This window comes from Prevotella sp. AM23-5, from assembly GCF_003473645.1.
GTDB classification, from domain to species: Bacteria; Bacteroidota; Bacteroidia; order Bacteroidales; family Bacteroidaceae; genus Prevotella; species Prevotella copri_A.
Window position 1 is genome coordinate 37,699 of the sequence record NZ_QUCG01000013.1, and the last position, 14,679, is coordinate 52,377.

Below are 14,679 nucleotides of genomic sequence, written 5' to 3' on the forward strand. Positions count from 1 at the left end.
CCCTTTCAGGGCGTGTTCGTATAAATCTGCGTGAGATTATTCGTACTCCTGCCAGCTCTTGATCTGAAGCTGATCCTGGCTCATTGTGCAGAATGCCTCGATGAAGGCTGAAGCCAAGCGGGCATTAGTCATCAATGGGATGTTGTGGTCGATAGCGCCACGACGGATTCTGTAACCATTGGTCAACTCGCGCTTGGTATGATTCTTAGGGATGTTGACGATGAGGTCGAACTTGTGGTCTGCAATCATCTCCATCACGTTAGGAATATCCTTATGGTCCTCATCAGGCCATCCTACGGCAGTAGCCTTGATGTTGTTCTCGTTGAGGAACTTGGCTGTACCAGAAGTAGCGTAGATAGTGTAACCATTCTTAACCAAAGCCTGGGCAGCGTCGAGCAGAGAAGCCTTCTCCTTCGCACCACCGCTTGAAAGCATGATGCCCTTATCCTTTGAAGGAATCTTGTAGCCGGTGGCAATCAATGAGTTGAGCAATGCCTCCTCGAAAGTATCACCCATACAACCTACCTCACCGGTAGAACTCATATCCACACCCAAAACTGGGTCGGCGTTCTGCAAACGGGCGAATGAGAACTGTGATGCCTTCACACCCATGCGGTCGATATCGAAGGCAGACTTGTCTGGCTTCTGGTATGGAGCGTCGAGCATGATGCGGGTAGCCGTCTCGATGAAGTTGCGCTTCAATACCTTGCTCACGAATGGGAATGAACGGGATGCACGGAGGTTACACTCGATTACCTTTACATCGCGACCCTTAGCCAGGTACTGGATATTGAAAGGACCAGAGATGTTGAGCTCCTTGGCAATGGCACGTGAAATCTTCTTGATCTGACGGGCTGTAGCGAAGGAAATCTGCTGAGCAGGGAAGGTCATGGTAGCGTCGCCAGAGTGAACACCTGCATACTCTACGTGCTCTGAAATACCATACTCTACAATCTCACCATTCTGAGCCACACCGTCGAACTCAATCTCGTTGGTCTCTGTCATAAACTGAGAGATAACCACTGGGTATTCCTTGGAAACCTCAGAAGCTGCCTCCAGGAAGCGACGCAACTCGTCATCGTTGTGGCAAACGTTCATGGCTGCACCAGAAAGAACGTAGGATGGACGGACGAGAACAGGATAGCCTACCTCGTCGATGAACTTCTGAACATCCTCCATAGAAGTGAGGGCGCTCCACTTAGGCTGGTCGATGCCCAGCTTATCGAGCATGGCAGAGAACTTACCACGGTTCTCGGCACGGTCGATGTTGACAGGAGATGTACCCAGAATTGGCACAGACTGGCGATGAAGCTTCATAGCCAGGTTGTTAGGAATCTGACCACCTACAGAAACAATCACACCACGTGGTGACTCCAGGTCGATGACATCGAGTACACGCTCGAATGAAAGCTCATCGAAGTAGAGACGGTCGCACATATCGTAGTCGGTAGATACGGTCTCCGGGTTGTAGTTAATCATGATTGACTTGTAACCCAACTTGCGGGCTGTGTTGATAGCGTTTACTGAACACCAGTCGAACTCTACAGAAGAACCGATGCGGTAAGCACCTGAACCGAGAACGATGACAGACTTCTCGTTCTTGTAGTAGTTGATGTCGTAACCCTCTACAGCGTATGTCATGTAGAGATAGTTAGTGAGGTCAGGATGCTCGCTAGCCACAGTAGGGATGCGCTTCACGGCAGGAAGAATGTTCAGCTTCTTGCGCAGGGCACGGACAGCGAGAACCTCCTTCTCCATGTTGGTATCCTTGGTCTTCAATACGAAGCGGCCAATCTGGAAGTCAGAGAAGCCCAATACCTTAGCCTCGCGCAATACCTCGGCTGGAATCTCCTCCAATGTATTGTATGTAGAAAGCTTGTGCTTGTAATCTACGATATTCTTCATGCGCTCGATGAACCAAGGGTCAATCTTGGTCAACTCCTCGATGCGCTCGATGGTGTAGCCTTCCTCCAAAGCCTGGGCGATGGCGAAGATACGGAGGTCGGTAGGGTTGGAAAGCTCCTCATCCAGGTTGTCGAACTTGGTGTGGTCGTTGCCAACGAAACCGTGCATTCCCTGACCAATCATACGGAGACCCTTCTGGAGCATCTCCTCGAATGAGCGGCCGATAGACATGATTTCGCCTACAGACTTCATGGAAGAACCAATCTTGCGGCTTACACCGGCAAACTTGGTAAGGTCCCAACGAGGAATCTTGCAGATCATATAGTCGAGTGATGGAGCCACATAAGCAGAGTTAGGAGTACCCATCTCGCCAATCTGGTCGAGTGTGTAACCGAGGGCAATCTTAGCTGCAACGAAAGCCAAAGGATAACCTGTAGCCTTAGATGCAAGAGCAGAAGAACGGCTCAAGCGAGCATTGATCTCGATGATACGGTAGTCGTTGGTCTCAGCATTGAAAGCATACTGGATGTTGCACTCACCCACGATGTTGAGGTGACGCACGCACTTCACGGCGATGTCCTGCAACATCTTCACCTGCTCGTCGGTAAGAGAACAGGTAGGAGCTACTACGATAGACTCACCCGTGTGGATACCCAGTGGGTCGAAGTTTTCCATAGAGGCAACGGTGAAGCAACGGTCGTTTGCATCACGGATGCACTCAAACTCAATCTCCTTCCATCCCTTCAAGCTCTCCTCAACGAGTACCTGAGGTGCAAAAGTGAAGGCTGATTCAGCAATCTCCTTGAACTCCTCTTCAGTCTTGCAGACACCAGAACCGAGACCACCCAGCGCATAGGCAGAACGGATCATGATAGGGTAGCCGATGTTGCGGGCTGCAGCAACAGCCTCCTCCATGTTCTCGCAAGCGTGGCTTACTGGAACTTTGAGGTCAACCTTGTTAAGCTCCTTTACGAAGAGGTCGCGGTCTTCTGTGTTCATAATAGCCTCTACAGAGGTACCCAACACATCCACGCCATACTCCTTGAGCACACCACTGAGGTAGAGTTCTGTACCAACGTTCAAACCCGTCTGTCCACCCCAAGCCAGCATGATGCCGTCTGGGCGTTCCTTCTTGATGATTTCAGTTACAAAAAAAGGTGTCACCGGCAAGAAATAAACCTTGTCAGCAATACCTTCACTCGTCTGAATTGTAGCAACGTTTGGATTGATAAGGACGGAACTAATACCCTCCTCACGCAAAGCCTTGAGAGCCTGCGAACCGGAATAGTCAAACTCACCTGCCTGGCCGATCTTCAACGCACCGGAACCCAGGACTAGGACTTTCTTAAGCTGTTTCTTCATCTTTATATAACTATAAGTTTATTCTTAATAATAAAAAGTCTCTTCTGAAAATGTCTTGTTTAGTATCTATTTAGTTTCTTAGTCAGATTACTAAGGAAGATACACTATTTCGGGCAGCAAAGATACGTTAAATATCTGAATCATCCAAATTTTCTGCCATTCTTTACAGTTAAATAACATCAATTATTTAAAAATCCTTTCGGGATTGTCTCATTTTTGCTATTTTTTTGTTACTTTTGCAGCGCCTACAGAAATGTAGTAGAATGTTTCGAGAATAATAAAACAATAGCTTACAAGATAAAGTGATAACAACAATGAAAGTCGGATTATTCGTCCCTTGTTATGTGGATGCTTTATACCCTGATGCGGGTGTGGCTACATACAAGTTACTAAAGCACTACGGACTGGATGTCGGTTATCCCGAAAAGCAGACTTGCTGCGGTCAGCCGATGGCTAACGCGGGTTTTCAGGATAAGTCGGAGAAGGTCATAGAGACATTTGATGAGCTGTTCAAGGATTACGATTACATCGTAGCTCCTTCAGCTTCATGTGCCGCTTACGTTAAGGTGTATTACCCTAAGATTCTGGAGGGTAAGCACGAGTGTATTTCATCAAAGAAGATCATGGATGTTGTGGAGTTCCTTCACGATGTGCTGAAGGTGGATCATGTGCCGGGCAAATTCCCACACGTGGTGAGTGTGCACAACAGTTGCCATGGTGTGCGGGAACTGGGCTTGTCGTCTCCATCTGAGCGACACATCAAGCCATTCAACAAGATTATCGACCTGTTGAATATGGTGGAAGGCATTACCATCCACGAGCCGGAGCGTAAGGATGAGTGCTGCGGATTCGGCGGTATGTTCTCTATCGAGGAGCCTGCCGTTTCTATCCGTATGGGAGAGGATAAGATCAAGCGCCACATGGCTACGGGTGCCGAATATGTCACCGGACCGGATTCTTCCTGTCTGATGCACATGGCGGGAATCGCCAAGAAGGAGAAGATGCCGATCAAGTTTATCCATGTTGTTCAAATTTTAGCTGCAGGACTATGAGTACAGAACATTCCAAGAGAGCTGCGAAGTTTACGCAGAACGTAGAGAAGACCACCTGGCACGACGCTACCTTCTGGTCTGTTCGTCAGAAGAGAGATAAGATGGCAGAGGGACTTCCTGAGTGGGAAGATCTCCGCGAGCATGCCTCTGAAATCAAGATGCACACCATCACCCATCTTGCCGATTACCTCGATATGTTTTCCAAGAACCTGGAGAGCCGTGGGGTAAAGGTTCACTGGGCGAAGGATGCGCAGGAGTTCAACGAGATTGTGCTCGGCATTCTGAAAGATCACAACGTGAAGAAGATGGTGAAGTCGAAGTCGATGCTCACCGAGGAGTGCGAGATGAATCCTTATCTGGAGAAGCACGGAATCGATGTGGTAGAGACCGACCTGGGTGAGCGCATCATCCAGCTCTTGGGTCAGAAGCCTAGCCACATCGTGATGCCTGCCATCCACCTGAAGCGTGAGGAAGTGGGAAAGATGTTCGAGGAGAAGGGAATCTCCAAGGAAATCGGTAACTACGATCCTACTTATCTGACCCGCTGCGCCCGCCATCATCTCCGCGACCAGTTTATGGAAGCCGGAGCCGGTATGACCGGCTGCAACTTTGGTGTGGCTGCCACAGGCGATTGCGTGGTCTGCACCAATGAGGGAAATGCCGATATGACCACTTCCATGCCTAAGCTCCATATCGTAGCGATGGGTATCGAGAAGCTGGTTCCTGATTATAAATCACTGGCTGTATTCCAGCGCCTGCTTTGCCGCTGCGGAACCGGTCAGCCTACCACTACCTTTACCTCTCATTTCCGCCAGGCTCGTCCGGGTGCTGAGATGCATGTGGTTCTGGTGGATAATGGCAGAAGCGATATTCTCGCCGACAAGGACCACTGGCAGACCTTGAAGTGCATGCGCTGCGGAGCCTGCATGAACACCTGTCCGGTTTATCGCCGTTCGGGCGGTTACAGTTACACCTATTTCATTCCGGGTCCTATCGGTGTGAACCTCGGAATGCTGAAGAATCCTCAGAAGTACAGCGACAATGTTTCGGCATGTACCTTGTGCTTGTCTTGCGACAATGTCTGCCCTTCCAAGGTAGGTCCTGGTTCGCAGATTTACGTATGGCGCCAGAGTCTGGAGAGATTGGGCAAGGCAAATCCTGTGAAGAAGGCAATGTCGAATGGTATGAAATATCTCTTCGAACGTCCTGCGCTCTACACCACAGCCTTGAAGTTTGCGCCACTCGCCAATCTGATTCCTGAGTGCTGCACGCACTTCAGCAACTGGAATGCGTGGGGTATCGGTCACACCATGCCTGAGTTTGCGAAGAAGAGCTTCCACCAGCTTTGGAAAGAAGGAAAGGTGAAGTAGTGGCTAATCATAAAGTTCAAAGTTCAAATTTCAAAGTTCAATGAATAAAGAAGATTTCCTGAACAAGTTGCGTAAGAATACGCACGTTCAATTCGATATGCCTGCCGTAGATGTCAAGGGAATCCAGTATGAGGATACCTTGAAGCAGTTTATTGAGATGACTGAGTCTGTGGGTGGACACGTGATAGAGGCTGAGGCGGGCGAGAGCCTGGATGAGCTGGTGAAGAAGGCTTATCCGGAGGCGAAGGTCTTTGCTTCCAACCTGCCTGAGATTACCATCGCGCAGAAGAATCCTGATACCGTGGCTGAGGCCAACGACCTGAATGGTACCGATGTGGGTATTGTACGTGGAGAAGTGGGTGTTGCCGAGAATGGCTGCGTCTGGATTCCTCAGACCATGAAGGAGAAGGCGGTGCTTTTCATCTCCGAATATCTCGTGATTTTCCTTCAGAAAGATAAGGTAGTTAACAATATGCACGAGGCTTATGCCCGTATCGAGATGGATCCGAAGTATAATTTCGGTACTTTCATCAGCGGTCCTTCCAAAACTGCCGATATTGAGCAGGCTCTGGTAATGGGTGCGCAAGCTGCCCGTGGTGTGACAGTTATACTTTTGTAAAAGGCAGAAATCCCGAAGCTCACTATCGTGTGAACTTCGGGATTTCTCTTTATACTGTCCATTCATAGGTGTCGTAAACCACGCCTCTTCCTCCATAACCTTCCTTGTGGGCGATGAGGCCCTCATTGATCCAGGCTCCCTGCTGTTCCGTAGAACTGCCGAAATCCAGGTAGGGATAATCGGGGTAATCATGATACATAATCTGTTCGTAGATAGCCTCCATGGCTCCGAATTCCTTTCCCTCATCATTGGTAGAACTGTATTGTCCATGTACCACTTGCTGGGTAATATAAAAGGTGAGACCTCCTATGATGTGCCCGTTGCGATAAGCATTATATTGGATGATATTCTCGGGGAACCGGCTTTTCAGAAGTTCCATTTCCTGAAGCGTGTGTACCGGTTTGGCACCAAATCGCTTTTCCAGGTTCTCATTCAATACCTCCCAGAATTCCGACAGACTTGCATCTCTCACTACGGTCACCCCATTCTGATGAGCCTTCTTCAGACGGCGCAGGTGGTCTTTGCGCCAGCGCAATTTCTGCTGCATGAAGATGGTTGTGCCGATATTGCGAAGCGTAAGATGAGCCTTGCATTTCCAGAAGATGGCATAGAGATCTTCTTCTGAAGGATGGAGATGATAGATCCAGGGAATAGGACGATACTGTACCTTCTCGAAACCCTGAAGACGCAGATAGACATTCAGTTCCTCAAAGAGTTGGCAGACATCTGAAATCGTGACGTGAATGCTCATGATCAGTCCGCCATAGGTGAGTCCGAAATGCGAGCAGAGGGTCTTGCCTACCTGATGGGCTGGCAGGATGGAATGGAGCTTCCCCTTCCTGAAGAACAGGAGAGAATAGTCCTTGAACCTATCGGAATGGTAATCCATATAGTTGCGGTAAAAGAGAAACGTAGCGTTTCGGGCTTTTGCCACATACGCATCCCATTGCTGGCGATATTCGGGAGTGTATTTGATGATTTCAAACATGATGTCTTGCGTATTTGAGGAGTTTCTCAAATAGGATGTCTTGCGTATTTGAGAAACTCGTCGTAATCATAGATATAATCAGCTTCTTCGTACAATTCCGAAGCCAGGACCAGACAGACCGAACCGGCTGAGAAGTTTTCCAGCGTTCGCCAGATACCTGTGTTGACGAGTAATCCCTGGTCGGGGCGGTTGAGAAGATAGGATTGCTTCCGGTTTCCATCATCCAGCGTAACCGTGAAGGAACCGCTGGCTGCGATGATTACTTCCAGGCATTCCTTGTGGGCGTGACCTCCGCGGGCAGCACCTGCCGGAATATCGTAAGTCCAGTAGGTGCGCCTGATGTGAAAGGGCACATCCTTGAAATCCTCCACATTCGTAGCCTGGAAGTCTTCGGATTGATGCGTGTTCTGGAAACGGATGATTTTTCCTATTTCTTTCATGAATCTTATTTCTTCATATAAGGGTCGGTGCCCAGGACGGTCTTGGCAAGGCGCTTTGCCTTGTCGCGGAGCGCATTCAGGTCATCGCCCTTCTCGCCATAGCAGAGAACGACACCCATGCGGCGACCTACGTGAGCCTCTGGCTTTCCGAAGATGCGGATGCGGGTGTGGTCTTCCTTCAAGGCATCGAGCATGTTGTAGTTCAATGGCTCTGTGCTTTCCTCTGGAGAGAGGATGACGGCAGAGCAGCCGATGTGCTCCAGATGGATTCCGGCGATAGGCAAGCCCATCACGGCACGGAAGTGGAGCTCAAACTCGCTCAGGTTGGTGGTGTGACCGAGGGTAACCATACCTGTATCGTGTGGACGAGGGCTCAACTCCGAGAAGATGACCTCACCCTGCTTGCTCAGGAAGAACTCTACGCCCCAGAGACCAGCACCGGTCAGTGCTTTGGTTACTTCGCCGGCAATATGTTCAGCCTTCTTCAAAGCCTCCTCTGGAAGCTGGAATGGCTGCCAGCTCTCACGGTAGTCGCCGCCCTTCTGTACGTGTCCGATAGGTGGGCAGAAGAGGGTAGGACCATCCTTCTGGGTTACGGTGAGGAGAGTGAACTCTGAATCGAAGTCGATGAATTCCTCGATAATCACTTCCTTCACGTCGCCACGACCTTCCTCCATCGCTTCCTTGTAAGCCTCCACCAGCTCATCATCGTTGTGAACATAGCTCTGTCCATGACCGCTGGAACTCATCAGTGGCTTTACTACGCATGGGAAACCAATCTCATCGGCAGCGTTCTTGAACTCCTCGAAAGTCTTTGCATAGAAATACTTGGCTGTGCGCAGACCCAGTTCCTTGGCAGCCAGGTCGCGGATGGCACGGCGGTTCATGGTGTAGTTCACGGCACGTGCCGAAGGTACAATCTGAATGCCCTCCTTCTCGAAGTCGAAGAGACGCTCGGTGCGGATAGCTTCAATCTCAGGCACGATGATGTCTGGGTGATGTTTCTCAACCACAGCGGTCAATGCGTCGCCATCGAGCATTGAGAACACTTCTCGCTCGTCGGCTACCTGCATGGCTGGTGCATTGTCATACTTGTCGCAAGCGATGACATACTGTCCTGCTCGCTTTGCGGCGATGGTAAACTCCTTGCCCAGTTCGCCTGAGCCCAAAAGCATAATCTTCTTCATTTATATGATGTTTAATATTTTATGTCCCTAAAATTAATCACTAATAATTAATCACTAATCATTAATCACTAAGTCCGAATTTCTTTCTGATAAATTCTGCGATAAACTTCTCTGTTTCTTCGATTCCCAGATGGCTGCTGTTGATGCAGAGGTCGTAGCTCTCGCTGTGTCCCCACTTCTTGCCTGTATAGTAATCGTAGTAAGAGGCGCGCTGCTCCTCATGGCTTTCGATAAACTTGCGGGCGGAGGCTCTGTCGATGTCCTTTCGCTTGCACACTGCCTTGATGCGGTCGTCGATGTTGGCGGTGATGAAAATATTGATCACATTCTTGTAATCACGCAGCACATAGTCAGCGGTTCTGCCCACAAACACGCAGTTGCCCTCATCGGCAGCCTTTCTGATGGCGTCGCTCTGGAACTTGTACAGACCTTCCTGCGAGAAGTCGTTGTGATAGAAGTTGTTATCGCTCAGGAAAGGCAGATGAGTGTGGAAGAGAGACTTGAAGAATCCCTTCTGCTCATCGTTCTGCTCGAAGAATTTCTCCGAGAATCCGCTCTCCTTGGCTGCAAGGTTCAGCAGCTCTCGGTCGTAGCACTTGCAACCGAAATCCTCCGCCAGTTTCTCGGCGATGATATGGCCGCCGCTACCAATCTGGCGACCTACGTTTATGATAATCTTGGTCATAAGCTTAAAATTTTAGCTGTTAACTGTTAACCATTAACCGTTAACTTTCATGTTTTCTCTATGTTGTTTTTTCAACTTGTTCATGTACCATGACATTACGATGGCAGCGATGACTGCGGCTGAGAAATCGGAGATAGGCATACTGTACCATACGCCGTCAATATCCCATATCATCGGCAGGAAAGCCAGGAGGGGCAGGAGGATGAGCAACTGTCTCGACAGGGAGAGGAAGATGCTGATCTTCACCTTTCCGATACACTGGAAGAAGTTCGTGATGACCATCTGGAAACCGATGATCGGGAAGCAGAACATCACCACTCTGATTGCCTTGATGCCCAGGTCTATCAGCTGCTTATCGGTAGTAAACATTCTCGCACAATAGTAAGGCAGGAACATCGCTATCAGCCATCCCGTCACCATGATGGCAGTGGCAGCAATGATGCTCAGGTTCAATACACGCATCAGTCGGTCCAGTTTCTGGGCACCATAGTTGTATCCGGCAATAGGCTGCATTCCCTGGTTGACACCTAACACGAACATGATGAACACCATCGCAATACCGTTGGCTATTCCGTAGGCACCCACGGAAAGGTCGCCTCCGAAACGCACCAGCTGGTTGTTGATGAAGATGACGATGATGCAGGCGCACACGTTCATCAGGAACGGCGAAATGCCGATGGCGAGGATGTTATCTACGAGTTTTTTCTTCAGTTTGTAGATTCCTTTCTTGAAGTGGAGCAGCTCGCTCTTGTTGCTGAAGAGTTTGATCTGCCACATCAGAGCCATCAGCTGCGATAGGATGGTGGCGATGGCGGCACCCTGTATTCCCCATTTGAAGACGAGGATGAAGAGGGCGTCCAGTATCACGTTCATCACCACCGTGAAGATGGTGGCGTACATCGCCTGCTTGGGCTTGCTCGCTGCTCGGAGCAGGGCGTTCATGCCGAAATACATGTGGCTCACCACATTGCCCAGCAGGATGATGACCATATACTCATGGGCATAGATGAGCGTCTGGTCGCTGGCTCCGAAGAATCTCAGGATAGGGTCGAGGAAGAGCAGACAGATGATGCTCAGCCCGATACCGATGATGAGATTCAGTGAAATCGTGTTACCCAGAATGTTCTGCGCCGTGGCATAATCCTTTTGTCCCAGCTTCACGCTGATGGCTGTAGATGCTCCTACGCCCACACCGGCTCCGAAAGCGGCGGTGAGGTTCATGAAGGGGAAGGTGATGGCGAGACCCGAGATGGCCATGGCTCCCACTCCCTGACCGATGAATACGCGGTCAACAATGTTGTAGAGCGAGGCGGCTGTCATCGCAATCATCGCTGGCAGGGCATACTGAACGAGCAGCTTGCCCACAGGCTTCGTACCTAATTCTAATGTCGCTTGTTTATTTTCCATTTATATCTGTTTTTTCCTCATAGCCGCTCGCTCAGCTTCTTTCAGAAAGCAACTGCGGCGGCTACTTGTCTGCAAAATTACAAAAAATATCTGATACCTTATTATATATATAAGAAAAACTTGCATTTCCTGATAAAAACTTCTCTTTTCTTTTGGCATTCTCGTACAAAAACTGTACTTTTGCAGTTTAGTATAAACAATAACAATCTGATTTGTCAACAGCAGTCAGACGAGAAAATAATAATATAACAATCGTACTACCGATAAATGATGAAAAGATATTTGATGCTTTATGCATTCATTCTGTCCACCTTGACATTGTTGGCTCGCGATGGCAAGGTAACTGGCTTTCTGGAGGCCGATATGGTGTCTTTCCCAGGTGGAAAATGCCAGATGTATCGTCTTTACCTCAAGGATAAAGACCTCGACCATACGCCCTTTTCGGTGAACCGCCCTTCGGAGTTCCTCTCCCAGCGCTCCATCGACCGACGTAAGCGCCAGGGCATTCCTGTAGATCTGACCGACCTTCCTGTGGCTCCGGCTTACGAAAAGCAGGTGGCTGAGGCTGGTATCGAGATCGTAGGAAAGAGCAAGTGGAACAATACGCTGCTCATCCGCATCCATAAGGTCAAGGAGCTCCGCAAGCTGGAAGGGCTGGAATTCATCACCAAGATGAAGAAGGTGTTCCAGGCTCCCGATTCCGTAAGTCAGCGTATGCGCTCGAATGTGCGCAATGGACTGAACGAGTGGAGTTCCGCCAATGGAGTGTATGGCGCAGCTGATGCTCAGCTGAAGTCGCTGAACGGCAAAAGGCTCCACGAAAGTGGCTATAGAGGCAAGGGAATGATGATAGCCGTATTCGACGGCGGATTCATGAATGTGGATAAGATTCCTGCCCTGCACAATATCAAGCTGGCGGGGGTGAAGGATTTCGTGGTTCCTGAATCCAAGAATGTATTTGGAGAGATGGAACATGGCACGATGGTGCTCTCTACGATGGCTGCCAATGCGCCCGACTTCTATGTGGGTGTGGCTCCTGAGGCGCAGTATCTGCTGATAAGATGCGAGGATGAACGCACCGAGAGCCTTGCCGAGGAGGATTACTGGGCAAGTGCGGCGGAATATGCTGACAGCTGTGGCGTGGACGTCATCAATTCTTCGCTCGGCTATCATGGCTTCGATGATTCCTCGATGGATCATCACTATTATGAGCAGGATGGCAACACCGCCCTCATCTCCCGAACCGCATCGATGTGTGCCGACAAGGGAATCGTATGCGTGAACTCTGCCGGAAACGATGGTATGGGTTCCTGGAAGAAAATCAATTTCCCTGCCGATGCCACGGATATCCTCACGGTGGGAAGCATCAACGAACAGGGCGTGAATGCTGCCTTCAGTGCCGTAGGACCTACGGCGGATGGCAGAATCAAGCCTGATGTGATGGCATTCGGAAGCCCTGCCTGCGTGATTACTGGTAGGGGAAGCATCATCAATGATAATGGAACTTCGTTTTCCTCTCCGCTGGTAGCGGGTATGGTGGCTTGCCTCTGGCAGGCGCTGCCTGGCAAGACTGCCAAGCAGATCATCAAGCTCGTAAAACTGGCAGGCGATAACCAGCAGCATCCCGATAATGTCTTCGGATACGGTGTGCCGGACTTCTGGAAAGCTTATCAGACGGGAAAAGCGATTAAGTAATCTTGGAACTTTGAACTTGGAACTTTGAACTTTATGATTAGCTTTGCTGCTATATGATAAGGGAAGTTCCAGGGGGGCTAAGTACCAAGTAATAGTATTCATAAAGTTCAAAATTCCAAGTTCAATGTTCAAAGTAAAAAGATTATCTCTATATGAATTAAACTCGATAGTCAGCGAAATCATTTCGATGTCCTTACCCGACAGCTATTGGGTGGAAGCTGAACTCTCGGAGGCTCGCGAGGGCTATGGCGGTCACTGCTATCTGGAACTCATCCAGAAAGATGAGCGTTCCAATACGCCGATAGCCAAGGCTCATGCCAACTGCTGGCGAAACCGCTGGATGCTTATCAAGCCGAATTTCGAGCGGGTTACGGGACAGCGCATTCATGCAGGCATGAAGGTGCTGCTCAAGGTACACGCCCAGTTCCATGAGAACTATGGTTTCTCTTGGATCGTAGATGACATCGACCCCAACTATACGATGGGCGATATGGCGCGCAAGCGGTTGGAAATCATCAATACGCTGAAGGCTGAGGGCGTCTTCGAGCTGCAGAAGGAGCTGGTGCTCCCGATGTTCTGCCAGCGCATCGCCGTGATTTCGAGTGCTACGGCAGCCGGATATGGCGATTTCTGCAATCAGCTTGCCGATAATGATTACGGCTTGCAGTTCACCACCCGCCTCTTTCCTGCCACGATGCAGGGCGAGGGAGTGGAGCAGGGCATCATCGCTGCCCTGGACAGCATCAATGCCGAATATGAGGAGTTTGACTGCGTAGTCATCATCCGTGGCGGTGGTGCTACCAGCGACCTTTCCGGTTTCGACACCCTGGCGCTTGCCGAGAATGTGGCTAACTTCCCGCTGCCTATCATCACGGGTATAGGACACGAGAGGGACGAGAGTGTGCTCGATATGATTTCCTTCCAGCGGGTGAAGACACCGACTGCCGCTGCCGCCTTCCTCATCAATCATCTCGCCGAGGTTTATGCCCGGGTGATGGATGCACAGGAAACCATCGTGCAGAACGTGAAGCACCGGTTGCAGGTGGAGAAGATGAGAATCGAGAGATTGAGCAGCACCATCCCCGTGCAGTTCTCGCTGGTGAAGACGAAGCAGGGGGCATATCTCGACCGTCTGATGACTCGCATTACGGCGAATCTGCAGTCGAAGGTTTCGGATGCGCAGCGCCGTTTAGAGATTCTCTCGCAGAATATCCAGCCGGTACTGGAGCGTAAGATGCTCAATGAGAGTCATCGTCTGCAGCTTCTCCAGCAGCGCATCCAGGCGCAGGATCCGGAGCTGCTGCTGAAGCGTGGCTACAGCATCACGCTGAAAGATGGCAAGAGCATCCGTTCTGCCTCGCAGCTGAAGGCTGGCGACATCATCGAAACGAGATTCGCCGAGGGCAATATTAAATCGGAAGTGAAATGATTCCCCACACGCCCTGAGGCAATAGGAATTTCCCATACGCCCTGAAAGGGCAGAAGCTCCTAGCCCAGGGCAACGCCCTGGGTATACTAGCATTCAACAAGACGCCCTGTAAGGGCAAAAGCTTTGTATATTGCCTATTAATTGAAAGCTTTTGCCCTTTCAGGGCGACAGGCCTGGACCCTAAAAACCCAGGACGCTGCCCTGGGCTAGGAGCTTCTGCCCTTTCAGGGCGTATGGATAAAAGCTGGCAATATTTGATTCAAAAGTAAACATTAAACACTACACATTAAACACTATATAAATATGGCAAAAGAAGAAATGAAATACGAGCAAGCTGTAAGAGAGCTTGAGCAGATTGTAGAAAGAATGGAGAATGATGAACTGGATATTGATCAGCTCTCCGAGCAGTTGAAGCGTGCCAAAACCTTGGTGAAGCTCTGCAAGGACAAACTCACCAAGACCGATGAGGAAATCAAAAAGCTTCTCAGTGAGGATTGATCCCTTCTGTTTCCCCCGCTCTGTTTCGGCGGATTTGCAATC

At 49.9% G+C, this 14,679-nt stretch carries 12 protein-coding genes; 6 read left to right on the plus strand and 6 right to left on the minus strand.

Features of this window, described 5'->3' with window-relative positions; translation table 11 throughout:
• Positions 1-36: 36 nt before the first annotated feature.
• Positions 37-3,267, minus strand: coding sequence for a carbamoyl-phosphate synthase (glutamine-hydrolyzing) large subunit (carB, locus tag DW657_RS05100; RefSeq protein ID WP_118311648.1), 3,231 nt, complete (start codon positions 3,265-3,267; stop codon positions 37-39).
• Positions 3,268-3,581: 314 nt separating this feature from the next.
• Here carB and DW657_RS05105 point away from each other — a divergent pair, with 314 nt between their 5' ends.
• Genes DW657_RS05105 through DW657_RS05115 form a run of 3 tightly spaced genes read left to right on the plus strand, consistent with a single transcriptional unit; the run spans position 3,582 to position 6,308 of the window.
• On the plus strand, positions 3,582-4,319 hold the full coding sequence (locus DW657_RS05105) for a (Fe-S)-binding protein (protein ID WP_118311649.1): 738 nt from the start codon (positions 3,582-3,584) through the stop codon (positions 4,317-4,319).
• A complete protein-coding gene (locus tag DW657_RS05110; protein ID WP_118311650.1) occupies positions 4,316-5,689 on the plus strand; it encodes a lactate utilization protein B in 1,374 nt (457 codons plus the stop codon). Before DW657_RS05105 ends, DW657_RS05110 begins: the two co-directional genes overlap by 4 nt.
• A gap of 40 nt (positions 5,690-5,729) precedes the next feature.
• The gene (locus tag DW657_RS05115) at positions 5,730-6,308 is read left to right on the plus strand and encodes an LUD domain-containing protein (protein WP_118311651.1); all 579 of its coding nucleotides are present in this window, start codon (positions 5,730-5,732) and stop codon (positions 6,306-6,308) included.
• A gap of 49 nt (positions 6,309-6,357) precedes the next feature.
• Here the strand turns inward: DW657_RS05115 and DW657_RS05120 are convergent, their stop codons facing one another.
• From DW657_RS05120 to DW657_RS05140, 5 genes are all read right to left on the minus strand, one after another.
• Positions 6,358-7,296: a GNAT family N-acetyltransferase gene (locus tag DW657_RS05120; protein WP_118311652.1), complete on the minus strand. Its 939-nt coding sequence runs from the start codon at positions 7,294-7,296 to the stop codon at positions 6,358-6,360.
• Between the two features lie 26 nt (positions 7,297-7,322).
• Complete coding sequence (locus tag DW657_RS05125; RefSeq protein ID WP_118311653.1) at positions 7,323-7,736, minus strand: FdtA/QdtA family cupin domain-containing protein; 414 nt, start codon at positions 7,734-7,736, stop codon at positions 7,323-7,325.
• 5 nt (positions 7,737-7,741) lie between these two features.
• A complete protein-coding gene (purT, locus tag DW657_RS05130) occupies positions 7,742-8,923 on the minus strand; it encodes a formate-dependent phosphoribosylglycinamide formyltransferase (protein WP_118311654.1) in 1,182 nt (393 codons plus the stop codon).
• Between the two features lie 61 nt (positions 8,924-8,984).
• The gene (locus DW657_RS05135) at positions 8,985-9,608 is read right to left on the minus strand and encodes an AAA family ATPase (protein WP_118311655.1); all 624 of its coding nucleotides are present in this window, start codon (positions 9,606-9,608) and stop codon (positions 8,985-8,987) included.
• A 33-nt stretch (positions 9,609-9,641) separates the two neighbouring features.
• Positions 9,642-11,015, minus strand: coding sequence for an MATE family efflux transporter (locus tag DW657_RS05140; RefSeq protein ID WP_118311656.1), 1,374 nt, complete (start codon positions 11,013-11,015; stop codon positions 9,642-9,644).
• 267 nt (positions 11,016-11,282) lie between these two features.
• Here DW657_RS05140 and DW657_RS05145 point away from each other — a divergent pair, with 267 nt between their 5' ends.
• From DW657_RS05145 to xseB, 3 genes are all read left to right on the plus strand, one after another.
• On the plus strand, positions 11,283-12,710 hold the full coding sequence (locus DW657_RS05145) for a S8 family serine peptidase (RefSeq protein ID WP_118311657.1): 1,428 nt from the start codon (positions 11,283-11,285) through the stop codon (positions 12,708-12,710).
• Between the two features lie 124 nt (positions 12,711-12,834).
• Positions 12,835-14,139 carry an exodeoxyribonuclease VII large subunit gene (gene xseA / locus DW657_RS05150; RefSeq protein ID WP_118311658.1) on the plus strand — a complete coding sequence of 435 codons (1,305 nt, stop codon included), beginning with the start codon at positions 12,835-12,837 and terminating at the stop codon, positions 14,137-14,139.
• 303 nt (positions 14,140-14,442) lie between these two features.
• Positions 14,443-14,637 carry an exodeoxyribonuclease VII small subunit gene (xseB, locus tag DW657_RS05155; protein WP_089544660.1) on the plus strand — a complete coding sequence of 65 codons (195 nt, stop codon included), beginning with the start codon at positions 14,443-14,445 and terminating at the stop codon, positions 14,635-14,637.
• Positions 14,638-14,679: the final 42 nt, after the last annotated feature.